Genomic DNA, 23,724 nt, shown 5'->3' with positions numbered 1-23,724 from the left:
CGGACGCCCCACGGATGCTCTCCGGACGGGCTCCCGACGGGCTGCGGACGGGATTCCGACGGGCTGCGGGACTCCCGGGCCACGGCTCATCCGTCCAGGGCGAAGGCGTTCTTGGCCTGCTCGACGGACTCCTCCGCGGCGGGCCCGCCTCCGTTCTCGGTGGCCAGCGCCTGGTTGAGCGCCACGAAGGGACGCATACGACGCTCGTACGCGGCATACGCCTCCCCGTGATCGCCGCCCGCCTTCGCCAGGCAGGCGGCCAGCTCATGGGCGCCGACGAGCGCCAGGCTCGTGCCCTGCCCCGAGAGCGGGGACGGGCAGTACGCGGCGTCGCCGAGGAGGACGACCCGGCCCCGCGACCAGCGGTCCAGGTGGATCTGGGCCATGGCGTCGCAGTAGAAGTCCGGCGCTGTGCGGGCGGCCTCGGCCAGACGGGCGCCCTCCGCCCAGGGCAGCGCCGCGAGCCGGTCCGCGACGCGCCGCCGCAGCGCCTCCTCCGTCCGCAGATCGGCGCCCAGGGGCTCGGACTCGAAGCCGAAGGCGATCCTGAGCTCCGCGTTGTCGCGTACGGGCATGACGCCGAAGCCGATGTCGCCGTCCCGCAGCCACACCTGCCAGTCGTCCAGGCCGAGGAGGTTCTCCGCGCCGAACACGGAGACGTACGAGCCGAGGTGGCGGACGAACTGCTCCTCCGGGCCGAACGCCAGGCGGCGCACGGTGGAGTGCAGACCGTCGGCGCCCACGACGAGGTCGAAGGTGCGGGACGGGCCGTGCGCGAAGCCGACCCGTACGCCCGACTCGTCCTCGTCGAGCGCGGTGACGCTGTCGCCGAAGAGGTACTCCACGTCCGCGCGCGTCCGCTCGTACACGATCCGCACCAGGTCCTCGCGCAGCACCTCGATGTCGGCGCTGTCCAACCGGCCGCTGCTGTAGGCCACCTCGGTGGAGCGGTGGATCTCCTTGCCGTCGGGGCCCAGGAGCGACATGCCGCGCATCCGGGTCCGCACGCGGTCGAGCTGTTCCGGCAGGCCCATGCGCTCGACGACGCGCAGAGCGACGCCGCGGATGTCCACGGCCTGGCCGCCGGAGCGCGGGCTCGGGGCGCGTTCGACGACGGTGGGCACGAAGCCGTGGTGACGCAGCCAGTGCGCGAGAACGGGTCCGGCGATGCCGCCGCCCGAGATGAGAACGGTTCGCATGAGGGCTCCTCCCCTTGGTGTGTACGGTGTACGCCCAGCCAAGGTAGGACCCCTGAGTACGGCTCTCAACTGGCCTTTTGCGGAGCTGTACTAGGGCAGAGAACAGCCGTCTCCGGATGACCGCTGCTAGCCTCTGCACTAGTACAGGAGCGAAAGGCGGTCAGGTGTGACGAAGGCCACAGGGGCGGCTGGCGCTCCCCCCTATCTGCGGATCGCCGCCGAGATCCGGCGGCGTATCGCGGACGGTGAGCTCGCCCCCGGGGACCGGGTGCCGTCGACCCGGCAGATCTCCGCGGACTGGGGCGTCGCGCTCGCGACCGCCACGAAGGTCCTGACGACTCTGCGCCTGGAAGGGCTCGTGGAGGCCCGCCCCCGGGTCGGCACGGTCGTCGCCGAAACGGCCGCCCCGGCCGCACCCACGCCCCCGTCCACATCCGCATCCGCATCCACATCCACTCCCGCCGCGCCGACCGCCGCGTCGGCCCGTAACCGCCCCGCCCCCGACCCGGAGTTGAGCCTCGGCCGGATCGTCCGTGCCGCCATCGGCATCGCCGACGCCGAAGGGCTGGCCGCGTGCTCCATGCGTGCCGTCGCGGCCCGGCTCGGTGTCGCGCCGATGTCGATCTACCGGCACGTGCCGGGCAAGGACGAGCTCGTCCTGCACATGGCCGACGCCGCGTTCGGCGAGGAGACCTACCCGGCGGACGCGGCCGCCCCCGAGGACTGGCGCACCCGGATCGAGCTGGGCGCCCGGACCCTGTGGCGGCTGTACCAGAAGCACCCGTGGCTGGCCCAGATCGGCTCCCTCACGCGGCCGCTCCTCGTACCGAACCTGCTGGTCCACGGCGAGTGGATGCTGAGCGCCCTCGACGGCCACGGCCTCGATCCGACCAGGCTGTTCGACATCCACGTCCTGCTCTACAGCCATGTCCACGGCCTGGCGGTGCACCTGGAGATGGAGGCGCACGCCGAGGCGGCCACCGGCCAGTCCGAGGACCAGTGGATGGACAGCCGCGCCCCCGTCCTCGGGGAGCTCACCGAGTCGGGCCGCTTCCCGCACTTCACGAAGGTGGTCGGCGCCTTCGATGACGGCTACGACCTACGGCTCGACCTGCTCTTCGAGTTCGGCCTCAAGGCACTGCTTGACGGGCTGACGCCGACGATCGAGGGCGGGGGCACCCATGAGCCTGTCCGACGGTTGAGGACCAGGCCTCCCCCAAGCTCTCGGCTTCGCTCGAGCAGGGGGTACCCCCACGCCGAGTGAGGGCGCGGGGTCCGGGGCGGCAGCCCCGGGAGACCGAGCCCCGGACCACCCGGTTGTTGCCCGACGTGCGGCCGCGGGGGCCGTCCGCGCCGTCCGGCCAGTCCTGGTCGAGGTCCAACTCGTGACTCCGCGGCGACTCACACGGACACCACCCGCAGGGCCAGAGCGACCGCGGCGAGCGCGCCGAGCACGACCGCCGGGGCGAACTTGTAGTCGCGGGCCCGCAGATGGGTGACGACCGCGCCCGCGAAGAAGAGGACGACGCCGACGGCGGCAGCCACTCCGATCTGGGGCACGGCCAGACCGGCGAGCAGGCCGGCCGCACCCGCCAGTTTGACGGCGGCCAGCCACGGCAGCCACGGTGCGGGCACGCCCATCCGGCTCAGGTCGGCGGCCACCTGACCGTTCTTGGCGAAGGTGGCGGCGGCGGAGCCCGCGAGGGCGAGGGCGAGCAGGGCAGCGACGGCGATGTAGGCGATGAACATGGCGAACTCCCAGGCCTGTCAGGGGTGTTGGCTGGCCGGTGCGGCCATGCCAGGTAAAGTACAACGTGCATGGCAATAAATACAATGACCGTTGTACTTAATATGGAGAGGAACGCCATGACCAAGCAGACCGCCCCCAAGGGGCGCCCCCGAGGAGGCCAATTGGAGAAGCGCCGGGCCATCCTGGCCGGGGCGCTGGCCGTGTTCGCTCGCGACGGCTACACGCGCGCGAGCATCGATGCGATCTCGACAGAAGCAGGCGTCTCCACCCGCACGATCTACAACCACTTCCAGGACAAGGCGGAGCTGTTCCGGACGGTCATCCAGGAGAGTTCGACCCAGGTCGCCGAAGCTCAGATCGACCTCATCGACCGGCACTTGGGCAAGGTCACCGATCTGGAGGCCGACCTGATCGCGTTCGGCCGAGCATGGCTGCACCCGGCCGACCTGCACACGCAGCACGCGGCGCTCGTCCGCCAGATCAACGCCGAGGGCGGACACCTCCCGCAGTCGGCCGTCGACGCCTGGCAGCAGGCCGGTCCGCTACGGGTCCGGCGCGCTCTGGCCGCACGGCTGGCGGAGCTGGCCGAGCACGGACTGCTGACCATCACGGAACCCGAGCAGGCGGCTCTGCACTTCTCCGTGCTGATGTCCGCAAGCACCCCTTCGCGCCCGGCAGGCCCGGCGGCCACGGAGAAGGAGACCGCGGAGGCGGTCGCCGCCGGGGTCCGCGCGTTCCTGTACGGGCACCTGCCGCGTGAGGCGCTGTGAAGATGCCCTGCCCGGCGCTCACCCCCCGGAAGTGTCCAGCTCCGCGTCCTCGCTGATGCCCGCGCAGTCGTACGGATCCTTCAGCCAGCCGTCCGGCAGGACCACCCGGTTGTTGCCCGACGTGCGGCCGCGGGGGCCGTCCGCGCCGTCCGGCCAGTCCTGGTCGAGGTCCAACTCGTCGAGCCCCGCGCGCAGTTCGGCCAAGGACGAGGTGATCGCCAGGCGCTTGCGCATCTCGGAGCCGACCGCGAAGCCCTTCAGGTACCAGGCGACGTGCTTGCGGAAGTCGATGACGCCCCGCGACTCGCCCTCCCGTCTCCCACCACCGCCCTCAACGGTGGCCCTGCGGGCCGCCCCTTCATTTCCATACCACTCCCCGAGCAGGCTCGCGTGCCGCACCATCGCGTCCGCGACCACCCGGAGCGTGGGCCGCAGACGGTCGGGCCGGCCCTCGAACGCGGCGACCAGGTCGGCGAAGAGCCACGGCCGGCCCAGGCAGCCGCGGCCCACGACCACGCCGTCACACCCCGTCTCGCGGACCATGCGCAGCGCGTCGTCCGCAGACCAGATGTCGCCGTTGCCGAGGACGGGGATCTCCGGGACGTGCTCCTTGAGGCGGGCGATGGCGTCCCAGTCGGCCGTGCCGCCGTAGTGCTGGGCGGCCGTTCTGCCGTGCAGGGCGATGGCCGTGACGCCCTCATCGACGGCGATCCGGCCCGCGTCCAGGAACGTGATGTGGTCGTCGTCGATGCCCTTGCGCATCTTCATCGTGACCGGCAGGTCCCCGGCGCCCGTCACGGCCTCGCGCAGGATCGCGCGCAGCAGCGGCCGCTTGTACGGAAGGGCTGAGCCGCCGCCCTTCCTCGTCACCTTGGGCACGGGGCAGCCGAAGTTGAGGTCGATGTGGTCGGCCAGGCCCTCCTCCGCGATCATGCGCACGGCCTTGCCGACGGTGACGGGATCGACGCCGTACAGCTGGATCGAGCGGGGCTTCTCCGTCTCGTCGAAGTGGATCAGCTGCATCGTCTTCTCGTTGCGCTCGACCAGCGCTCTCGTCGTGATCATCTCGCTGACGAACAGCCCCTTGCCGCCGCTGAATTCGCGGCACAAGGTACGGAACGGCGCGTTCGTGATGCCCGCCATGGGGGCGAGCACCACCGGTGGCTGCACGGTGTGCGGTCCGACGGCGAGGACGGTGGCGGGCTGCTCCTGGGCGCCCTGGGCGAGCGTGGTCATGCCCCCCATTGTCGCGTACCGGCGCCCGGCCCCGGTCCACCTGTGGATACTCGTTAGTTAGCCGTACTAGTGAGACGTAGCATGGAACCCATGCGCGAGCCGACCCACCGCCGACGGCTGCTGATCCTCGCGATCTGCTGCATGAGTCTGCTGATCGTCAGCCTCGACAACACCGTCCTGAACGTCGCGCTGCCCTCGATGCGCGAGGACCTGCACGCCGATGTGGCGGGCATGCAGTGGACGATCGACGCGTACACCCTGGTCCTGGCCTCGCTCCTGATGCTCGCCGGGTCGACGGCCGACCGGATCGGGCGCCGCAAGGTCTTCAAGGCCGGGCTCGTCCTGTTCACGCTGGGCTCGGTGCTCTGCTCGCTCGCGCCGAACCTGGAGTCGCTTGTCGCGTTCCGCGCGGTGCAGGCCGTGGGCGGTTCGATGCTCAACCCGGTGGCGATGTCGATCATCACCAACACCTTCACCGAGCCCCGCGAGCGCGCCCGCGCGATCGGCGTCTGGGGCGGCGTCGTCGGCATATCCATGGCGGCGGGACCGCTGGTGGGCGGGCTGCTCGTGGACACGGTCGGCTGGCGCTCGATCTTCTGGATCAACCTGCCGGTCGGCCTCGCGGCCCTCCTCCTGACCATCCGGTACGTCCCCGAGTCCCGCGCCCCTAAGCCCCGCCGCCCCGACCCCGTCGGCCAGCTCCTCGTCATGGCGCTGCTCGGCTCCCTGACGTACGCGATCATCGAGGCGCCCGCCGCCGGCTGGACCTCGCCCGAGACGCTGCTGCTCGCCTCGGTCGCCGCGCTCGCCCTCGCCGGGCTCCTGATCTACGAGCCCAGGCGTGCCGAACCCCTCATCGACCTGCGGTTCTTCCGCAGCGCACCGTTCAGCGGCGCCACCGTGATCGCGGTCTGCGCCTTCGCCGCGCTCGCCGGGTTCCTGTTCCTGTCGACGCTGTATCTGCAGGACGTACGGGGACTCGACGCGCTGGACGCGGGCCTGTGGATGCTGCCGATGGCGGCCCTGACGTTCCTGTCCGCGCCACTGTCCGGGCGGCTCGTCGGCAGCCGCGGGCCGAGATTCTCGCTGCTCGTGGCGGGGGTGGCGATGAGCGCGAGCGGGGTGCTTTTCGCGGCCTTCGACGCGGAGACCTCCGACGTCACGCTCGTCCTCGGCTACGTCCTGTTCGGGCTCGGCTTCGGCTTCGTCAACGCGCCCATCACCAACACCGCCGTCGCCGGGATGCCGCGCGCCCAGGCCGGGGTGGCCGCCGCGGTCGCCTCCACCAGCCGGCAGATCGGCGGCACCCTCGGCGTCGCGGTGATCGGCGCGGTCCTTGCCTCCGGCCTCGCCGGGCCGGGCGAGGCCGGCTTCGTGGCGGCGAGCCGGCCCGCCTGGTGGATCATCACCGGGTGCGGCCTCTGCGTCCTCGCCGTGGGCGCGCTCACCAGCGGCACCTGGGCCCGCTCCACGGCCGTACGCACCGCGCGCCGCCTCGAACCCGCCGAAGCGCCGGAGCCCGCCTCCCGCTGAACGCGGCTCAGCCGGAGGCGACCGTCCGCGCCTGCCGCGCAGCGCACGGCCAACTGACCCGGGCGGTCACAAGCGTGGTACGCCGAGGCCCGCAACTCCCGGAGGAATTGCGGGTCTCGGCCTACTCGGTGCGTGCCGCGCGGTGCGTGCCGCGTGATGCGTGCCGCGCGGTGCGTGCCGCTGATGTGTGCCGCGCGGGCTACTTGTCCGTCGCCGGGCTCGCGCCCGTCGAGCTCTCGTCCGCCGGGCTCGCGTCGGCGGCCGGGGCGGGGGCCTCGGCCTCCGTGTCCCTGGCCTCCGGCTCGGTCCCGCCCAGAGCGCGTTCGCGCATCTTGCGGAGGAGATCCTGCTTCTGCTCGGCGGCGGTCCTGCGGTCGGCCGCGCTGTCCGCTGCGGCGCCCTGTCCGTCGGCGCGGGACAGCTTCTTGCGCTGTCCGCCGACGCCGAGCAGGTTGTTACGGCTCTTGGCCATGCGTGCTCCCGTTCACGGGTGAAAGGTGGGTGTCGACTCGTCGACGCGACGCGAGGGGCGGGATCTCGGCCCGCGCGCTCTCACTCGTAGAGCGGAAGCTGGAAGTACATGGCGCGAAGGTAGCGGAGGCCGGCGCGGCAGCGCACCCGGTTTTACGGGCGGCCGTCAGCGCTCGCTGTCCAGGTGGCCCATCTGCGCCGCCGGGTACCGCTCGCCCGCCGCCGCGTCCGCCGGAACGGCCCGCTCGATCGCCGCGAGGTCGGACGCGTCGAGCGTGACGTCCAGGGCGCCGACGGCCTCGTCGAGCCGGGTCCGGGTACGGGCGCCGACGAGCGGCACGATGTCCTCGCCGCGGGCGAGCACCCAGGCGATGGCGGTCTGCGCGACCGAGACGCCCTTCGCCTCCGCGACCTTCCGCAGCGCGTCCACGAGGTCGAGGTTGTGCCGCAGGTTGTCGCCCTGGAAGCGCGGGCTCATGCCGCGGAAGTCGCCGGGCGCCAGCTGCCGGTCGGCGCTGAAGTGGCCGCTGATCAGGCCGCGCGAGAGCACGCCGTACGCGGTGACGCCGATGCCCAGCTCGCGGGCGGTGGGCAGGATCTCGGCCTCGATGCCGCGGGAGATCAGCGAGTACTCGATCTGCAGGTCGGAGATCGGCGCCACGGCGGCGGCCCGGCGCAGGGTCTGCGCGCCGACCTCGGACAGGCCGATGTGCCGCACATGCCCGGCGTCGACCAGCTCCTGGATGGCGCCGACGGTCTCCTCGATCGGTACGTCGGGGTCGACGCGGGCGATCCGGTAGATGTCGATGTGGTCGGTGCCGAGGCGCTGCAGCGAGTACGCGGCGAAGTTCTTGACCGCGTTCGGGCGGCCGTCGTACCCGGTGAAGCCGCCCTCGACGGTGCGCAGGGCGCCGAACTTGACGCTGGTGAGGGCGCGTTCGCGGGCCTCGGGTGCGGCGCTGCGCAGGGCTTCGTTGATGAGCAGTTCGTTGTGACCCATGCCGTAGAAGTCGCCGGTGTCGAGCAGGGTGACGCCCGCGTCGAGGGCGGCGTGGATGGTGGCGACGGACTCGGTCCGGTCGGCCTCGCCGTACAGGGCGGACATGCCCATGCAGCCGAGGCCGAGGGCGGAGACCTGGGGGCCGGTGGTGCCGAGGGTGCGGGTGCGCATGGTGGCTCCTTCGAACTCCATGAGGGGTGCTCCATGAGGAGTGGACTGGCCTCCACGATGACACGGTGACTGACAGATTTCAAATTTTGTCATCTGTCAGCCCGGCCGTCGCAGGTGGCTCGTTCCCCGGCCCCGCCTGCGGGTACCGTCGACCCCATGGCACCCTCCGCACCCCTGACCGCCGAACGCATCCTCGAAGTCACCGAGGAAGTGCTGCGCCGGCACGGCCCCGCGAAGGCCACGGTGGTCGACGTCGCCAGGGAGCTGGGTGTCAGCCACGGCAGCGTCTACCGGCACTTCCGGACGAAAGCGGCGCTGCGGGAGGCCGTGACGAAGCGCTGGCTGGACCGCACTACGGAGCGCCTCGCCCAGGTGGTCGACGGGCCGGGGGACGCCTCGGCGAAGCTGCGCCGCTGGCTGTCGGAGCTGTTCGCGGCCAAGCGCCGCAAGGCGGGCGACGACCCGCAGCTGTTCGCCACGTACTCCGTGCTGACCGGCGAGCTGAGCGATCTGGTCGACCAGCACGTCGACGAGCTGGTCGGACAGCTCACCGTGATCGTCGAAGAGGGCGCGCGCACGGGCGAGTTCGCGACGGGCGACCCGGCGGTGACGGCACGCGCGGTGTTCGTCGCGACGGCCCTGTTCCACGATCCACGGCACGCGGGCATGTGGGCCAGGGAGGGCATCGAGGAGCAGTTCGGCGAGGTGTGCGCGTTGCTGCTGCGGGGGCTTCGGCAGGGGTAGGCCCCAGCCTCAATCACCAGTCGGGCTGACTGTCGCCTGGTGCGCCTCGGCCAAGTGCTCCTCCGCCTTCAGCCAAGGCAGGAACTGCGCCCGCCTCCGCCAGTCGCAGGTCTCACAGGCGAGTGTGCGCTGCACGCCCGACCTGCTGACGCGGACGATGTGTTGGCGGCCGTGCTGGTCCCAGCGGCTGACCTTGCTGGACTGCATGGCTCTCTCGGGCTGCGTGGACGGCATCCGTGCCTCCTGGCACTCGCGTACGGGGCGGCCGATCTGCGTGCGCCGCCCAGTCTGCAACAGGAGCAACATCAACAGGCTTACGTTGCAGGGTCGTTGTGCGGGAAGCGGCCCCGCGTACGCGAAAGGCGCCGAGCCCGTACCTATACGGACCCGGCGCCTTCAGCGAGACGTCGCGGGAGCTCAGCAGCCGATCAGGCGGGCCGCGAGGTAGCCCTCGATCTGGTCGAGGGAGACGCGCTCCTGCTTCATGGTGTCGCGCTCGCGCACGGTCACCGCGTTGTCGTCGAGGGTGTCGAAGTCGACGGTGACGCAGAACGGCGTACCGATCTCGTCCTGGCGGCGGTAGCGCTTGCCGATGGCGCCGGCGTCGTCGAAGTCGATGTTCCAGTTCTGCCGCAGCGCGGACGCCAGGCCCTTGGCCTTCGGCGACAGCTCCGGGTTGCGGGACAGCGGCAGGACGGCGACCTTGACCGGCGACAGGCGCGGGTCGAGGCGCATCACGACGCGCTTCTCCATCTTGCCCTTGGCGTTGGGCGCCTCGTCCTCGGCGTACGCGTCGAGCATGAAGGCCAGCATGGCGCGGCCGACACCGGCCGCGGGCTCGATGACGTAGGGAGTCCAGCGCTCGCCGGCTTCCTGGTCGAAGTACGAGAGGTCCTTGCCGGAGGCCTCGGCGTGCGCGGAGAGGTCGAAGTCCGTGCGGTTGGCGACGCCCTCCAGCTCACCCCACTCGGAGCCGCCGAAGGAGAAGCGGTACTCGATGTCAGCGGTGCGCTTGGAGTAGTGGGAGAGCTTCTCCGCCGGGTGCTCGTACCAGCGCATGTTCTCCTCGCGGAGACCCAGGCCCGTGTACCAGTTCCAGCGCTGCTCCATCCAGTACTCCTGCCACTTCTCGTCCTCACCCGGCTTGACGAAGAACTCCATCTCCATCTGCTCGAACTCACGGGTGCGGAAGATGAAGTTGCCCGGAGTGATCTCGTTCCGGAAGGACTTGCCCATCTGCGCGATGCCGAACGGCGGCTTGCGGCGCGAAGTCTGCTGCACCTGGGCGAAGTTGGTGAAGATGCCCTGGGCGGTCTCGGGGCGCAGGTACGCGACCGAGCCGGAGTCCTGGGTCGGGCCGAGGTGCGTGGAGAGCAGGCCGGAGAACTGCTTGGGCTCGGTGAACTGGCCCTTGTTGCCGCAGTTCGGGCAGTTGACCTCGGAGAGGGACTCCGGCAGGCGGTTGTGCTTCGCCTCGAAGGCCTCCTCCAGGTGGTCCGCGCGGAACCGCTTGTGGCAGGAGGTGCACTCGGTGAGCGGGTCGGTGAAGGTGGCGACGTGACCGGAGGCCTGCCAGACCTCGGACGCCAGGATCACCGACGAGTCGATACCGACGACATCCTCGCGGGACGTGACCATGTAGCGCCACCACTGGCGCTTGAGGTTCTCCTTGAGCTCGACGCCCAGCGGTCCGTAGTCCCAGGCGGCACGCTGGCCACCGTAGATCTCACTACAGGGGTAGACGAAGCCACGGCGCTTGCTCAGGCTGACGATGGTGTCGATCTTGTCGGCGGCCACGGTGCTCTCTTCATTACGAATGGACGGCAGCGAATTGATTCAGGTTACCGGCGCCGCCCTGCCCCGGACCAAATCGGTTCCTGTCTGCACGCGCTATGCACCAGCCTGACCTTTATTGACAATCGTTCTCATCTTTGATGAAAATGAGTGTCATGAACGTACGACGCTCCCGAATAGCCGTCCCCGCCGTCGCCCTCGGCCTGCTGGCCCTCTCCGCCTGCGGCAGCTCGAACGCCGCCGACGGCAAGGACGGCGGGAAGCTCGACGTGGCGGCGTCGTTCTATCCGATGCAGTTCCTCGCCGAGGAGATCGGCGGCGAGCACGTCAGTGTGGACGCCCTGACGAAGCCGGGCATCGAGCCGCACGACCTGGAGCTGGGGCCCCGGCAGATCGCCGAGCTCGGCGAGTCCGACATGCTCCTCTACCTCGGCGGCATGCAGCCCGCCGTGGACGAGGCCGTCGAGCAGTCCTCCGTCGCGAACAAGGTCGACGCGGCCGCCCTCACCGACCTCGACCTGCACTCCGCGGGCGACGGCCACGACCACGGTCACGGCCATGAGGAGGAGCACGGTCACGAGGAAGCGTCCGGCGAGGCCTCCGACCCGCACTTCTGGCTCGACCCGGTGAAGTACGCCGAGGCCGCCAAGGGCGTCGGCAAGGCCCTGGAGAAGGCCGACCCGGACCACGCCGCGGACTACACGAAGAACACCGCGGCCCTGGTGAAGAAGCTCGAAGGCCTGGACAAGGACTTCACAGACGGCCTGAAGAACACCAGGACCAAGACCTTCATCACCTCGCACACCGCCTTCGGCTACCTCGCCGAGCGGTACGGCCTGGACCAGGAGGGCGTCACCGGCATCGACCCGAAGGCCGAGCCCAGCCCCGCCCGTATGAAGGAACTGCAGCAGGTCGCCAAGGAGGAGAAGGTCTCCACGATCTTCTTCGAGACCCTCGCCAGCGACAAGACGGCCAAGACCCTCGCCGCGGACACCGGCCTCAAGACCGACGTCCTGGACCCGCTGGAGGGAATCACGGACCAGTCGAAGGGCGATGACTACATCGAGGTCATGCGCGCGAACCTGACCGCCCTGAAGACCGCGCTCGGCGCGAAGTGACCTTGCTCACGGCGGAGGAGCGCGCGGAGGAACGCGCGGAGGAACGCGCAGTGGAACGCGCAGTGGAACGCGCAGCGGAACTCACGGCGGCACCGGAGGCGCAGATGAACACCGAAGAACCCCAGGGGCGCGAACCCGTCATATCCCTCACGGGAGCCAGGGCGACCCTCGGCTCGCGCCCCGTCCTTCGCGGCGTCGACCTCACCGTGCGCCGCGGCGAGGTCGTCGCCCTGCTCGGCGCCAACGGCTCCGGCAAGTCCACCGCCGTACGCGCGGTGGTCGGCCAAGTGCCGCTCAGCGACGGCTCGTTGGAGCTCTTCGGTACCGACCTGAAGCGCTTCCGCCAGTGGTCCCGGATCGGATACGTGCCGCAGCGCACCACCGCCGCCTCCGGTGTCCCGGCGACCGTCCGCGAGGTCGTCTCCTCCGGCCGTCTCGCCCGTACGAGGATGGGCCTGCCCGGCCGCGGGGACAAGGCCGCCGTGCTGCGCGCCCTGGAGCTCGTCGGCATGGCGGACCGGATCAAGGACTCCGTCAACGCCCTCTCCGGCGGGCAGCAGCAGCGCGTCCTGATCGCCCGCGCCCTGGCAGCCGAGCCCGAACTCCTGATCATGGACGAGCCGATGGCCGGGGTCGACCTCGCCAACCAGGAGGTGCTCGCGGGCGCCCTGCGCGAACAGGTCGCCGCCGGCGTCACCGTACTGCTCGTCCTGCATGAACTCGGGCCCCTCGAGCCGCTGATCGACCGCGCCGTGGTGCTCCGCGACGGCTGCGTGACGCACGACGGCCCGCCCCCGAAGGCCGTCGGCCAGCATGCCCTGCCCGGCCACGATCACGTACACCCGCACGCGGCGCACGCCGTCGAGCCGATCCGGACGGGGCTGCTGAGCTGATGCTGGAGATCCTGAACTACGACTTCATGCAGCGGGCGCTGATCGCGGCCACGCTCGTCGGCATCACCGCGCCCGCCATCGGCACGTATCTGGTGCAGCGGCGCCAGGCGATCATGGGTGACGGCATCGGGCACGTCGCGATGACCGGTGTGGCACTGGGCTTCCTGATGAACACCAGCCCGGTGTGGATGGCCACCTTCGTGGCGATCCTCGGCGCCGTCGGCATGGAGATGGTCCGCTCCCGCGGCCGCACCAGCGGTGACGTGGCGCTCGCGATGCTCTTCTACGGCGGTATGGCCGGTGGCGTCATGCTCATCAACCTGTCGCCCGGCAACTCGACGGCCAGCTTCAACACGTACCTCTTCGGCTCGATCACCACGGTCTCGTCGGAGGACGTGACGGCCATCTGCATCCTCGCGGCGTTCGTCGTCGCGATCACGCTCGGCCTGCGGCGGCAGCTGTTCGCGGTCTGCCAGGACGAGGAGTTCGCGCGGGTCACCGGGCTTCCGGTGCGGCTGCTCAACCTGCTGATCGCGGTGACGGCCGCGGTGACCGTGACGGTCGCCATGCGGATCGTGGGCCTGCTGCTCGTCAGCGCGATGATGGCGATCCCGGTCGCGGCAGCGCAGCGCGTCACGCGCGGCTTCGTCACGACGCTCGCGCTCGCCATGACCATCGGCGTCACCGTGTCCCTGACCGGCACGGCCGCCACGTACTACGTGGACGCGCCGTCCGGTGCCGCGATCGTGCTGCTCGCCGTCTCCGTCTTCCTCGTCCTGGCGCTGCTCGCGGCGCCGCTCGCCCGCAGGCGGGCGCGGAGTACGGCGGCCGCCGAGGCGGCGGAGGTCTCGGACGCCCTGGAGTGCACGCTTCCGCCTGCTCGGCGGACGGAGGACAATGTCAAGGTCTGAGCGGTACCCCGGCCCTTACCGGGCCGGAGCGAGCAAGGCCGCGACCCCGTCCACGTAAGGCATGCCTTACGTTCCGGGCCGACCTGGCACAATGGCCCGGCAGCGACGTGAGGAGGTCCCAGTGACAGCGCCCGTACGCGGCCGGTCGACCCGGCAGCGAGCCGCGGTGGCGGCTGCCCTGGACGAGGTGGACGAGTTCCGCAGCGCCCAGGAGCTGCACGACATGCTCAAGCACAAGGGCGATTCGGTCGGCCTGACCACGGTGTACCGCACCCTGCAGTCCCTCGCCGACGCCGGCGAGGTCGACGTGCTGCGCACCGGCGACGGAGAGTCGGTCTACCGCCGCTGCTCCACCGGCGAGCACCACCACCACCTGGTGTGCCGGGTCTGCGGCAAGGCCGTCGAGGTCGAGGGACCCGCGGTGGAGAAGTGGGCCGACGCGATCGCGGCGGAGCACGGCTATGTGAACGTCGCGCACACGGTGGAGATTTTTGGCACGTGTGCGGAGTGCGCGGCCGACGGGAAGAGCTGAGGGTTTCGCGGGGGCTCCGCCCCCGCACCCCTCCTCCCCCGTCTCAAACGCCGGAGGGGCTGAAAATCAACGCCCCTGCATCTCCCGTTCCATCCGCTCCAGCTCCTCGTTCGGGACCGCGCCCCCGAAGCGGCGGTCCCGCTGGGCGTACTCGATACACGCCCGCCACAGGTCGCGGCGGTCGAAGTCGGGCCACAGGACGTCCTGGAAGACCATCTCCGCGTAAGCGCTCTGCCAGAGCAGGTAGTTGGACGTGCGCTGTTCGCCGCTGGGGCGCAGGAACAGGTCGACGTCCGGCATGTCCGGGTAGTACAGGTACTTCGCGAACGTCTTCTCGCTGACCTTCGACGGGTCGAGCCGCCCCGCCTTCACGTCCTCCGCGAGGGCCTGCGCCGCGTCCGCGATCTCCGCGCGGCCGCCGTAGTTCATGCAGAAGTACAGCGTCAGCTTGTCGTTGTCCTTGGTCTGCTCCTGGGAGATCTCCAGCTCCTTGGCGACCGACTTCCACAGCTTCGGCATCCGGCCGACCCACCGCACCCGCACGCCCAGCTCGTCGAGCTGGTCACGCGTCTTGCGGATGAAGTCCCGGTTGAAGTTCATCAGGAAGCGCACCTCGTCCGGCGACCGCTTCCAGTTCTCCGTGGAGAAGGCGTACAGCGAGATCGCCCCGACGCCCATCTCGATCGCGCCCTGCAGTACGTCGAGGACGCGCTCGGCACCCACCTTGTGGCCCTCGGTGCGCGGCAGCCCCCGCTCCTTGGCCCAGCGGCCGTTGCCGTCCATGACGACGGCGACATGGCCAGGCACCAGCTCTCCGGGGAGCTTCGGCGGCTTCGCCCCCGACGGGTGCGGCTCGGGCACCTTGTACTCGCGCCGCGACCGGCCGCCCAGAATCCCGCGTCGTGCCATGGTGGTTACTCGCTCCCGCTCTCTGGTTACCAGGTCCTGCTAGGTCTTCTCGACGTACCGCAGCGAGCGCAGTCCGCGCTCCAAGTGCCAGTGCAGATACGCCGACACGAGCCCGCTGCCCTCCCGGACGTGCCGCGCCTCGCACGCGTCCGCCGTCGCCCAGTCCCCGGTCAGCAGGGCACCGAGCAGGCCGATGGCCTCCGCAGAGGGTACGACGCTTCCCGGCACCCGGCACTCGGCGCAGACCACTCCTCCCGCCGCGACCGAGAAGAACCGGTTCGGTCCGGGCATGCCGCATTTCGCGCAGTTCACGAAGCTCGGCGCGTATCCGTTCACCGCGAGCGAGCGCAGCAGGAACGCGTCGAGGACGAGATGCGGGGCGTGCTCGCCGCGCGCCAGCGTCCGCAGCCCGCCGACGAGCAGCAGATACTGCTGCACCGCCGGCTCGCCCTCGTGGTCCGTGAACCGCTCGGCCGTCTCCAGCATGGCCGTACCGGCGGTGTAGCGCGCGTACTCCGTCACGATCCCGCCACCGTACGCAGCGATCGTCTCACTCTGCGTACACAACGGCAGCCCGCGGCCGATCAGTTCACTGCCGCGCGCGAAGAACTGCACGTCCACGTGCGAGAAGGGTTCGAGCCGCGCACCGAACTTGGACTTCGTACGACGCACTCCTCGCGCCACGGCCCGCACGCGCCCGTGGCCGCGGGTGAGCAGCGTGATGATGCGGTCGGCCTCGCCCAGCTTCTGGGTGCGCAGGACGATCCCATCGTCACGGAAAAGGCTCATGCGTTCATTGTCGCGTACGGGATGTGGCGCCGGGGCCGGTGGGGCAGCCGCACTCCGGGGCCCGCGGACGGCCCTACCGGGCGCCGCGCGTGCGCTCCTTGTGGCCCTTCACGTCGGGGAAGCCGATGTGGTTCGGCTCGCGTTCGGCCTCGCCGAGCCACAGCTGCGGGACGTGCTGCTGCACGGCACCCACCAGGAGCGGCTTGTTCTTCTTGCCGACCGGGACCCGGTAGCGCAGGCGCGGCAGGTTCGGCTGGAGGGGCTCCTCGTCGCGGACCAGGTTCCACAGGACCGGGTGGTCGCGGTCGATCGGGCCGCTCGGGCACAGTTCGAGCGAGAACTGCGTGCCCACGGCCTTGCTGGTGGACCGGCTCCAGTGCAGGCCGACCCCGGCGAGGGTGTCCCAGGGGATGACCTTGCCGCCGATGGGGTTTCTGATCCACAGGCCGACGTGGTCGACGGCGATGAACGACTTACGGGCCTTCCAGCCGTGCCTGAGGAACAGGAACACGAAGGCCAACGGGATCAGGGCGAGGGCGATGAAGAGCCAACCCCCCTTGTTCGGCGCCCCGTTGGGGTCGAGCAGCGCCACCAAGCCGACGCCGATGAGGAGCAGGGCGAAGAAGGAACACCCGGCGGCGCCCTTGGCCTGCTGACCCAACGCCTCACCGCCCATCGGTATGACCGAGGCGGAAGGGGCGGGACCATGCGCGTAAGGACTGGACATGGGCATGCAGTCTAGGTGCCGGGCCCCTGCCTCTACGATGGGCGTCATGGACATGCGGGGGCAGGGACAGAGCGAACGGGACGAGCTGAGGAACGCGTTCGCGCGCCAGGGGCAGACGGGGGTCTCGCGGGACCGGTCGCGGAACGCGCGGACGACGCGCCAGGTGTCGATGTTCGTCGCGGCCGTCCTGGGCCTGATGTGCGCAGGCCTGCTGGTGATGCGCCTGGCCCAAGGCACCCCTGCCGGGCTGTGGACCGCCTTCTACGCACTCGGCGCACTCCTGTCCGTGCCGGCCTGGACGCTGGCCAAGCTGGGGCGTACGCGCTGGGCCTTCCTGACGTTCGCCATCGGCTATGCGCTCGCCGCGTTCGGAGACACCCCCGGCCTGACCTCCTAAGGCGCCCCGTACTCCACCAGCACCGGCGTCTCCCCGTACACGATCCGCTCCCCCGGCCGGGCGGGCTCGCTCGTGCCGTCGAGGTGGTGCAACCGGCTTACGCCCGGCTCGAGTTCGGTGGTCGCCGTGCCGCTTCTGGTCCAGCGGACCGCCCGCCACTCCTTCCCGTTGCCGCGTACGAAACGGCACTCGTGGACGCCCTTCGGCAGGCCCACGCGTTCGCCTCGGCCGCAGGACGTGATGCGGGTGCCGGAGATCCACTCCTGGAGGCGGCCGATGCGCCTGCCCGCCTCCGTGGGGGCGCCGCCGACGGCCTGGACGACGAGCGGCACCCTCGTACCGCCCCAGCTGTAGAAGTACATCCGGCTCAGCTCGGCGCGGCGGGCGAGGAGGCCCGCGAGGTAGAAGCGGACCGCGTAGTCCTGGGCGCGGCGGGCGTCGAGGGCGGGGCGGGTGACGATGTCGCGGCCGGGGCCGGTGTTCCACAGGGTGATGCCGACGCCCTCGCCGTACAGGATGTCGTCCTGCACCGTGCGGGCCAGGTCGACGATCTCCTCCGGCGGGCCGTCGGCGCGGCGCGGGTGGAGTTTCATGGCGGCCGCGTCGCAGACGTCGTACGCGCCGGTCCTGGCGAACTCCCTTAGCAGCTCCTGGCCTTCGCGCTCCCACAGGCCGCCGAAGGACGGGCAGGCCACGGCCGCCCGCGGGTCGATCCGCTCGATGATGCGGGCGGCGCGGCGGACCATCTCGGCCAGGGTGCGCATGTCCCCGGAGTAGTGGGAGCTCGCGCCGACGTTGTCCCAGAGTTCGTACGCGGCGATGCGGCCCTGGTAGCGGGTGACGACGGCCGTGACGAAGCGGTCCCAGTCGGCCAGGTCGTCGGGGGGTGCGGTGCGGGTGCCGTCCGTGTAGAGCGTGCGGGGGCTGTCGGGGGCGGCCCAGCCGGGGGTGCCGCCGAAGGTGAACAGGACGGGGAGATCGGCCCGTTCGGCGCCTTCGACGAGTCGTTCCAGGACCGACCACTCGAACTCGCCGCGCTCCGGCTCGACCTGGCCCCAGCGGGTCTCGCCGTCCCACAGGCGCAGGCCGCCGACGCGGAAGTCGGGGGTCTGGCCGGTGTCGGTGTTCATCGTCATGCCGAAGTAGGCCGGGTCGAGCTTCTGCGGGGCCATGTGCCAGTCAGGGCCGGAGAGTTGCTGGGCCGGGCCTTGGGCCTGCGGCTTCGGCGGGCTCTTCGGGGTGGGGGCGAAGGTGGCGTACGCGAGGGCGGCGAGCGTGATGAGGGTGAGGGCCAGGGCTGCGGCCAGAAGAGGGCTGGTTCTTCTGGGCGGCTTGGCGTCGAGGCTGGGAGGTTGGGGCTCCTCGGGGTCCGGGGCCTGGGGGTCGGGGAGCTGGGGCTCGCGAACCCGGGGCTCGGGTTCGGGAACCTCGGGTTCCGAAACCGCGGCTTCGGGCACCTCGGGTTCAGGAACGGCGGCTTCGGGAACCTCGGGGCCAGGAACCTCAACTTCAGGAACCTCGGGCTCTTCGGCCGCCGCCCGTACCCACGCCGCGTACAGCCGGTCGAGCTCGTCCCGTTCGGCGCCGCAGACGCGGGCGATGCGTTCGACGACGCCGAAGCTCGCGGGCACGGTCAGGCCCTGGCAGTACCGGTGCACCGACGAGCGGCTCAGGCCCGTGCGCTGGGCGAGTGCGGAGTAGCTGCGGCCGCTCCGCTCCTTCAACGCCTGCAGCAAATCGGCGAGTTGGTGAGTTCCGGGCAACGCGCGCCTCCCCCGTCCGTCCCACAGCGGCAGAAGATAGCAGGTCGGGCGGTTTCGGGCGTCCCACCGTCCCAGCGGGACGCCGCCTCCTTGCCAGCGGGGGCGGTGCCCGAGATCGTCTGGATGTCGCCGTTCGGGGGATCGGCGACCGCACGAGAACAATCGGGGGAAACACCTGTGCTGCGTATCCACTTCACCGCCGCCGACCTGTCCCGCACCCGGGTCTCCGACGGGGCCGATCCGCTCTGGGAGACCGTCCTCAGCCTGCACCGGCTACAGGACCGGCGACCCGAACCCGCACTGGCCGCCGTACGCGAGAACGCCGGCCTCCGCTCCACCGCCCTGCGGCTGCTGCTGCCGCTCGTACCGGCCCGTGGGTACTTCCCGGACTTCCTCACGCCGCCCGCCGCCGCGGCCGGGGTGGAGCACGGGCTCGAAGCGCTGATGTCCACGCCGCGCCGCCGGCTCCGGGCCGAACTCGCCCGCCTGGCACGGCGGAACACGCTGCCCGACTGGACGCTCGGCCTGGCCGACGGCAAGCCGTCCGTGCTGCGCGGGCTGGCCCGCTGCCTGCGCGACTACCATCACCGGGCGCTCGGGCCCGCCTGGACCCGCGTCGGCCGCTGCACGGACGCCGACCGCTCGCTCCGGCTGCACGCGCTGTGGCAGGGCGGCGCGGAGGCGATGCTGCGGACGTACGGGCCGGACATGCGGTGGCGCTCGCCCGTACTGGAGGTGGCGTACCCGTTTCAGCGGGAGTTGCGGCTTGAGGGGCGCGGGTTGCTGCTCGTGCCGTCCTACTTCTGCCGTACGCCGGTGGCCCTCGCGGACGAGTCGCTGCCGCCGGTCCTGGTGTACCCGGCGGGCCGGGACGCCGCTCCCGCCCGCACGGAATGCGGTCTGGGCCCGCTGATGGGCCCCACCCGGGCGGCGATCCTGCGCGCGCTGGCGGGCACGTGCACGACGACGGAGCTGGCCTTGCGGGCGGGCGTCCCACTGTCCACGGCGAGCGAGCACGCGGCGGTGCTGCGCGGCGCGGGTCTGGTGTCGAGCGTCCGCCGGAGCAACTCGGTCCACCATGCGCTCACGCCGCTGGGGTCGGCGCTGCTGCGGTCGCGCTGAGTTTTTCCCCTCCCCGCCCTTTCCCGACTGTGTCGATATGCGGCTGGCGCCGCGTGGCTGCGGAGCTTCGGGGCTCCGCCCCGGACCCCGCTTCTCAAACGCCGGAGGGGCTGACCTTGGGCTGTGGATTTCAGCCTCTCCGGCGTTTCACCAGGCCGAAGTACAAGTGCGGGGCGTGCTGTTGGAAAGCCTGCTTCAGGTGGATCCGGGGCTTCGTCGCGTTCGCGGGGATGCGGTAGCGGAGGCGGGGCATGCCCGGGTGGAGTGGTTCGTCGTCGCAGATCAGGTGCCGGAGTGCCGGGTCGTCGGGGGCCACGGGCCCGGCGGGGCACAGCTCCAGGGTGTATGTGGGGAGGCCGCGCCAGTCTCGCGTCCAGTGGAAACCGACACCGGCGAGCGACTGCCACGGGAGGAACGCCGAGCCGGACCGGTTCTGCAGCCGTATGCCGGTCCCCTCGAAGCGCAGGACCGTCGCGCGGGTACTGCTGCGGTGGTCCGAGACCAGGTGCGTAACCCCGCCGAGGACCATCACTCCGAGGCCGCCGAAGGCGATGCGGACGCCTGCGTCGCCCCCGACCTGCGGCCCCAGGAGGGCGATCAAGTAGAAGCAGAGCAGGGTGCAGACCACATACAGCGATCCTCGGCGCGGAGAGCGCAGTTCGACGGAGGTCATGGCCGTCGAGTCTAAGCGTCCGCCCCACCGCCGCCGGGCCGTCCCGCTACCCTCGTTCATCATGACCGAACGGGGTGAACAGCCTTACGGGGCAGAGGTGTTGGGGCAGTTGCAGCGGGCGCGGGTCGCTCGGCGGTGGGTGGCTGTTGCCGGGGGTGTGATCGCGTTGCTCGGGCCCGGGGTGATCTGGTTGCGGGTGGCGCGCGGGGTGCCGTTCGGGGCGTGGGCCGTGGCCTGTCTGCTGGCCGCCGCCGTGTGCGCGGGGGCTGCCGTGCTCGCCCGGAGGGGGCGGACCCGGCGGGCCCTCGCGCTGATCGTCGGCGGGGTGGTGCTGGTGGTCGTCGGGGATGTGCTCGCGACCGCCACCGTCACGTGACAGCAGTCAGCTGACCGTCAACGTCACCGCCCCCGCCCGGTAGTCCAGGCGGATCGCCACCCGACGCCCGTCCGCCGTGATCCGGGTGCGTACCTGCGTGCCGACGGGGAGGTCCGGGGCGCGGACACCCGCGTCGAGGCGGGCACGGTCGAGGATCGCGCGCATCGTCACCGGGTCCGGGCGGGTGCCCAGGTACCAGGCGTGGCCCGCGCCGTAGGGGTTGCGGGTGGCGGCGGGGCGGCCGTCGGCGTACGTCAGTATCGGGGCCGCGCCCTCCAGGACCAGCTCCTCCGACCACAGCGTGCCCTCGCCCCCGCCGCCGAACCGCAGCGCGCCGCCCTCCGGCAGCGGGTCGAACTCCTCGACGCGCAGGCCGAGCAGCTCGCGGAAGGGGGCCGGGTAGCCGCCGAGGTGGACGCGGTCGTGCTCGTCGGTGATGCCGGAGAAGTAGGACATCAGCAGGGTCCCGCCCGACGACACATACGCGTGCAGGCGGTCCGCCGTCTCCTGCGAGACCGAGTACAGGTTGGGGACGAGCAGCAGCTTGTACGCCGACCAGTCGCGGTCCACCGGCACCACGTCGCACGGCACCGACGCGTCGTACAGCGGCCGGTGGTGGGCGTGGGCCGCGTCCAGCATGCGGGCGTCGGCGCTGGGGTGGGCGTCCTGCTCCAGGGCCCACCAGTTCGGCCAGTCGAGGACGAGGGCGACCTCGGAGCGTTCCGGGATCGAGCCCAACAGCTCGGGGTGCGCGGCGAGTTCGGCTCCGAGGTCCGTGACCTCGCGGAAGACGCGAGTCTCGCGGCCGCCGTGCGGCACCATCGCCGAGTGGAACTTCTCCGCGCCGCCGCGGGACTGCCGCCACTGGAAGAACAGCACCGAGTCCGCGCCGTGCGCCACCGCCTGCCAGCTGTCCAGACGCATCCGCCCCGGCTGCTTGCGGCCGTTGCGCGTACGCCAGTTGACCGCGCTCGGCGCCTGCTCCATCAGCAGCCACGGCTGCCCGTCGCGCAGTCCGCGCATCACGTCGTACGAGAACGCCGCCTCGTGGACGGAGTCCGGTTCGTGCGGGTCCGGATACGAGTCGTACGAGACGACGTCCATCTCGCGGGCCCACGTGAACAGATCGAGGGTCTTGGCGACCGGGACAAAGTTGGTCGTGACGGGGACCCCGGGCGTCACGGCGTCCAGTACGGCCTTCTCCGCGCGGTAGCAGTCGAGGAGCTCGTCCGAGGAGAAGCGGAGGTAGTCCAGCTGTTGGGTGGGGTTGCGGAAGGAGGGCGCCGTGCGCGGGGTGTGGATCTCCTCCCAGTCGCCGTACCGCTGGGACCAGAAGTCCGTGGACCAGGCCGAGTTGAGGGCGTCGAGCGTGCCGTAGCGGGCGCGCAGCCAGCGGCGGAAGGCGGCCGTGGACACCTCGCAGTGGCAGTGCCGGGAGATGTGGCAGCCGAACTCGTTGCCGATGTGCCAGAGGGCGAGCGCCGGATGGTCGGCGTACCGCTTGGCGAGCTGTTCGACGAGGCGCGTCGCGTACTGGCGGAAGACCGGGCTCGACGGGCACCAGTGCTGGCGCGAGCCCGGGTGGAGCCGGGTGCCGTCGGCCATCACCGGGAGCGTCTCGGGGTGCAGCCGGGCCAGCCAGGCCGGCGGTGACGCGGTCATCGTGGCGAGGCAGACGGCGACTCCCGCCTCCGCGAGGCGGTCCAGGTGGCCGTCCAGCCAGCCGAACTCGTAGGCGCCGGGGGCGGGTTCGGATTTCGCCCAGGAGAAGATGCCGACGGTCGCGAGGTTGACGCCCGCCACCCGCATCAGCTCGGCGTCCTCGGCGTGCGTCTCGGGGCCCCACTGCTCGGGGTTGTAGTCGCCGCCGTACGCGATCGAGTCGAGCCTGTCGTAGAAGTGGGCGAGCCGGTCGCGCCCGTCCGGCTCCCTGTATGCGAGCCGGTCGCGTCCATTCGGCTCCCCGTGGCCGCCGTTCGACTCGGCGTGCGTGCCGTTCACTTGACCCCCAATGTCGCTGGTCCTGACCCAGGCCCTTCCCGGCGGATCATGCCGCGGTCGCGGGGCCTGGCCTCGATACCCCGGAAGTGGTCCGCCATCGCCTGCTCCGCGCCCGCCACGTCCCGCGCGCGCAGCGCCGTGAGGATGTCCCGGTGGCGGCAGGCGGTGACCTCGGGCGCCGGGTCGCGGGTCCAGCCGCGGGCCTTCGCCACCCGGTGGAAGACGTGCCAGAACGCGGCGAGGAGCTGCGGCACGAGGTCGTTGCCGAGGGTCTCGTAGAGCGTCTCGTGGAACTCGCGGTCGAGGTCGGGGAAGGACTCGCCGGCGTGGGCGGCCTCTTCCATCCGGCCGACTATGGACTCCAGGCGGGCGAGTTCCGCGTCGTCGATGCCGCCCGCGACCCGCCGGATCAGGCCCTCCTCCAGGACCTCGCGGACCTGGAGGATCTCGGTGAGCGCCGCGTGGTCGTCGGCGACGCGGGCCAGGGTGCGGAAGGTGAGCCCGTCCACGAACGGGGTGAGCGAGGCCTGGCCGACGTAGGTGCCGTAGCCGTGTCTGATCTCCACGATGTCCAGGGCCTGCAGCGCCTTCAGTGCCTCGCGTACGGAGTTTCTGCTCACCCCGAGGCTCTCCATCAGCTCCGCCTCGGTGGGCAGCGGGGCGCCGGGGGGAAGTCTGCGGTCGAGGATCAGCTGCATGACGTCCCGCCGGATCTGGGTGCCCACGCGCCGTTCCCGGGCAGAGGCCTGCCTCGTGTTCCTTGGCTCCTCGGACATGCGGCACAGCGTACGACCGAAGGACGTCCCACGTCCCACGTCAGGAGCAAACTCGTACGACCGGGGCCC

At 71.2% G+C, this 23,724-nt stretch carries 25 protein-coding genes; 11 read left to right on the top strand and 14 right to left on the bottom strand.

What is annotated here, in order from left to right; all coding sequences use genetic code 11:
* Positions 1 to 86: 86 nt before the first annotated feature.
* The gene (locus tag RCO28_RS01015; RefSeq protein ID WP_308938965.1) at positions 87 to 1,199 is read right to left on the bottom strand and encodes an FAD-dependent monooxygenase; all 1,113 of its coding nucleotides are present in this window, start codon (positions 1,197 to 1,199) and stop codon (positions 87 to 89) included.
* A gap of 166 nt (positions 1,200 to 1,365) precedes the next feature.
* On the opposite strand from RCO28_RS01015, the gene RCO28_RS01010 reads away from it, so the two are divergent.
* A complete protein-coding gene (locus tag RCO28_RS01010) occupies positions 1,366 to 2,463 on the top strand; it encodes a TetR/AcrR family transcriptional regulator C-terminal domain-containing protein (protein ID WP_308938964.1) in 1,098 nt (365 codons plus the stop codon).
* A gap of 137 nt (positions 2,464 to 2,600) precedes the next feature.
* Here RCO28_RS01010 and RCO28_RS01005 read toward each other — a convergent pair whose 3' ends face one another.
* Positions 2,601 to 2,948, bottom strand: coding sequence for a DoxX family protein (locus RCO28_RS01005; protein WP_308938963.1), 348 nt, complete (start codon positions 2,946 to 2,948; stop codon positions 2,601 to 2,603).
* Positions 2,949 to 3,065: 117 nt separating this feature from the next.
* Here RCO28_RS01005 and RCO28_RS01000 point away from each other — a divergent pair, with 117 nt between their 5' ends.
* A complete protein-coding gene (locus RCO28_RS01000) occupies positions 3,066 to 3,719 on the top strand; it encodes a TetR/AcrR family transcriptional regulator (protein WP_308938962.1) in 654 nt (217 codons plus the stop codon).
* Between the two features lie 18 nt (positions 3,720 to 3,737).
* Here RCO28_RS01000 and dusB read toward each other — a convergent pair whose 3' ends face one another.
* The gene (gene dusB, locus RCO28_RS00995; RefSeq protein WP_308938961.1) at positions 3,738 to 4,955 is read right to left on the bottom strand and encodes a tRNA dihydrouridine synthase DusB; all 1,218 of its coding nucleotides are present in this window, start codon (positions 4,953 to 4,955) and stop codon (positions 3,738 to 3,740) included.
* A gap of 90 nt (positions 4,956 to 5,045) precedes the next feature.
* On the opposite strand from dusB, the gene RCO28_RS00990 reads away from it, so the two are divergent.
* A complete protein-coding gene (locus RCO28_RS00990) occupies positions 5,046 to 6,488 on the top strand; it encodes an MFS transporter (RefSeq protein WP_308938960.1) in 1,443 nt (480 codons plus the stop codon).
* Between the two features lie 199 nt (positions 6,489 to 6,687).
* Here RCO28_RS00990 and RCO28_RS00985 read toward each other — a convergent pair whose 3' ends face one another.
* Positions 6,688 to 6,960: a DUF6243 family protein gene (locus RCO28_RS00985; protein WP_308938959.1), complete on the bottom strand. Its 273-nt coding sequence runs from the start codon at positions 6,958 to 6,960 to the stop codon at positions 6,688 to 6,690.
* A 165-nt stretch (positions 6,961 to 7,125) separates the two neighbouring features.
* Positions 7,126 to 8,130 carry an aldo/keto reductase gene (locus tag RCO28_RS00980; protein WP_308939653.1) on the bottom strand — a complete coding sequence of 335 codons (1,005 nt, stop codon included), beginning with the start codon at positions 8,128 to 8,130 and terminating at the stop codon, positions 7,126 to 7,128.
* Positions 8,131 to 8,286: 156 nt separating this feature from the next.
* Between RCO28_RS00980 and RCO28_RS00975 the strand changes: the two genes are divergently transcribed.
* Positions 8,287 to 8,874 carry a TetR family transcriptional regulator gene (locus RCO28_RS00975; protein WP_308938958.1) on the top strand — a complete coding sequence of 196 codons (588 nt, stop codon included), beginning with the start codon at positions 8,287 to 8,289 and terminating at the stop codon, positions 8,872 to 8,874.
* Positions 8,875 to 8,883: 9 nt separating this feature from the next.
* On the opposite strand, the gene RCO28_RS00970 is transcribed toward RCO28_RS00975, so the two are convergent.
* Complete coding sequence (locus RCO28_RS00970; protein ID WP_308938957.1) at positions 8,884 to 9,108, bottom strand: hypothetical protein; 225 nt, start codon at positions 9,106 to 9,108, stop codon at positions 8,884 to 8,886.
* Between the two features lie 183 nt (positions 9,109 to 9,291).
* The gene (locus RCO28_RS00965) at positions 9,292 to 10,671 is read right to left on the bottom strand and encodes a glycine--tRNA ligase (protein ID WP_308938956.1); all 1,380 of its coding nucleotides are present in this window, start codon (positions 10,669 to 10,671) and stop codon (positions 9,292 to 9,294) included.
* Positions 10,672 to 10,823: 152 nt separating this feature from the next.
* Here RCO28_RS00965 and RCO28_RS00960 point away from each other — a divergent pair, with 152 nt between their 5' ends.
* The 4 genes from RCO28_RS00960 to RCO28_RS00945 all read left to right on the top strand — a co-directional run bounded on the left by RCO28_RS00960 (position 10,824) and on the right by RCO28_RS00945 (position 14,122).
* Complete coding sequence (locus RCO28_RS00960; RefSeq protein WP_308938955.1) at positions 10,824 to 11,786, top strand: metal ABC transporter solute-binding protein, Zn/Mn family; 963 nt, start codon at positions 10,824 to 10,826, stop codon at positions 11,784 to 11,786.
* Between the two features lie 104 nt (positions 11,787 to 11,890).
* Positions 11,891 to 12,679, top strand: a complete 789-nt coding sequence (locus tag RCO28_RS00955; protein ID WP_308939652.1) for a metal ABC transporter ATP-binding protein — start codon at positions 11,891 to 11,893, stop codon at positions 12,677 to 12,679.
* 2 nt (positions 12,680 to 12,681) lie between these two features.
* Positions 12,682 to 13,590: a metal ABC transporter permease gene (locus RCO28_RS00950; protein ID WP_308939651.1), complete on the top strand. Its 909-nt coding sequence runs from the start codon at positions 12,682 to 12,684 to the stop codon at positions 13,588 to 13,590.
* A gap of 121 nt (positions 13,591 to 13,711) precedes the next feature.
* Positions 13,712 to 14,122, top strand: coding sequence for a Fur family transcriptional regulator (locus tag RCO28_RS00945; RefSeq protein ID WP_282536957.1), 411 nt, complete (start codon positions 13,712 to 13,714; stop codon positions 14,120 to 14,122).
* Between the two features lie 66 nt (positions 14,123 to 14,188).
* Here RCO28_RS00945 and RCO28_RS00940 read toward each other — a convergent pair whose 3' ends face one another.
* The 3 genes from RCO28_RS00940 to RCO28_RS00930 all read right to left on the bottom strand — a co-directional run bounded on the left by RCO28_RS00940 (position 14,189) and on the right by RCO28_RS00930 (position 16,547).
* Positions 14,189 to 15,031 (bottom strand): isoprenyl transferase, encoded by an 843-nt coding sequence (locus RCO28_RS00940; RefSeq protein ID WP_308938954.1) that lies wholly within the window; start codon positions 15,029 to 15,031, stop codon positions 14,189 to 14,191.
* A 39-nt stretch (positions 15,032 to 15,070) separates the two neighbouring features.
* Positions 15,071 to 15,820, bottom strand: a complete 750-nt coding sequence (gene recO, locus RCO28_RS00935) for a DNA repair protein RecO (RefSeq protein WP_308938953.1) — start codon at positions 15,818 to 15,820, stop codon at positions 15,071 to 15,073.
* 73 nt (positions 15,821 to 15,893) lie between these two features.
* Positions 15,894 to 16,547 (bottom strand): hypothetical protein, encoded by a 654-nt coding sequence (locus RCO28_RS00930; RefSeq protein WP_308938952.1) that lies wholly within the window; start codon positions 16,545 to 16,547, stop codon positions 15,894 to 15,896.
* Between the two features lie 46 nt (positions 16,548 to 16,593).
* On the opposite strand from RCO28_RS00930, the gene RCO28_RS00925 reads away from it, so the two are divergent.
* Positions 16,594 to 16,944, top strand: coding sequence for a hypothetical protein (locus tag RCO28_RS00925; RefSeq protein WP_308938951.1), 351 nt, complete (start codon positions 16,594 to 16,596; stop codon positions 16,942 to 16,944).
* Here RCO28_RS00925 and RCO28_RS00920 read toward each other — a convergent pair.
* Positions 16,941 to 18,707, bottom strand: a complete 1,767-nt coding sequence (locus tag RCO28_RS00920) for a helix-turn-helix domain-containing protein (protein ID WP_308938950.1) — start codon at positions 18,705 to 18,707, stop codon at positions 16,941 to 16,943. The genes RCO28_RS00925 and RCO28_RS00920 overlap by 4 nt on opposite strands.
* Before the next feature lie 177 nt (positions 18,708 to 18,884).
* Between RCO28_RS00920 and RCO28_RS00915 the strand changes: the two genes are divergently transcribed.
* Positions 18,885 to 19,829 carry a winged helix-turn-helix domain-containing protein gene (locus RCO28_RS00915; protein WP_308938949.1) on the top strand — a complete coding sequence of 315 codons (945 nt, stop codon included), beginning with the start codon at positions 18,885 to 18,887 and terminating at the stop codon, positions 19,827 to 19,829.
* A gap of 130 nt (positions 19,830 to 19,959) precedes the next feature.
* Here RCO28_RS00915 and RCO28_RS00910 read toward each other — a convergent pair whose 3' ends face one another.
* Positions 19,960 to 20,502 carry a hypothetical protein gene (locus RCO28_RS00910; RefSeq protein WP_308938948.1) on the bottom strand — a complete coding sequence of 181 codons (543 nt, stop codon included), beginning with the start codon at positions 20,500 to 20,502 and terminating at the stop codon, positions 19,960 to 19,962.
* Between the two features lie 61 nt (positions 20,503 to 20,563).
* Here RCO28_RS00910 and RCO28_RS00905 point away from each other — a divergent pair, with 61 nt between their 5' ends.
* Positions 20,564 to 20,878 (top strand): hypothetical protein, encoded by a 315-nt coding sequence (locus tag RCO28_RS00905; protein WP_308938947.1) that lies wholly within the window; start codon positions 20,564 to 20,566, stop codon positions 20,876 to 20,878.
* A gap of 6 nt (positions 20,879 to 20,884) precedes the next feature.
* On the opposite strand, the gene RCO28_RS00900 is transcribed toward RCO28_RS00905, so the two are convergent.
* Positions 20,885 to 22,879 carry a beta-galactosidase gene (locus RCO28_RS00900; protein WP_374991069.1) on the bottom strand — a complete coding sequence of 665 codons (1,995 nt, stop codon included), beginning with the start codon at positions 22,877 to 22,879 and terminating at the stop codon, positions 20,885 to 20,887.
* Positions 22,876 to 23,655, bottom strand: coding sequence for a FadR/GntR family transcriptional regulator (locus RCO28_RS00895; protein ID WP_308938946.1), 780 nt, complete (start codon positions 23,653 to 23,655; stop codon positions 22,876 to 22,878). Before RCO28_RS00895 ends, RCO28_RS00900 begins: the two co-directional genes overlap by 4 nt.
* Between the last annotated feature and the right edge of the window lie 69 nt (positions 23,656 to 23,724).

The organism is Streptomyces sp. LHD-70 (genome assembly GCF_031157275.1).
Lineage (GTDB): Bacteria > Actinomycetota > Actinomycetes > Streptomycetales > Streptomycetaceae > Streptomyces.
The sequence above is the reverse complement of the archived record's forward strand: the minus strand, read 5'-3'. Positions and strand labels throughout refer to the sequence as shown.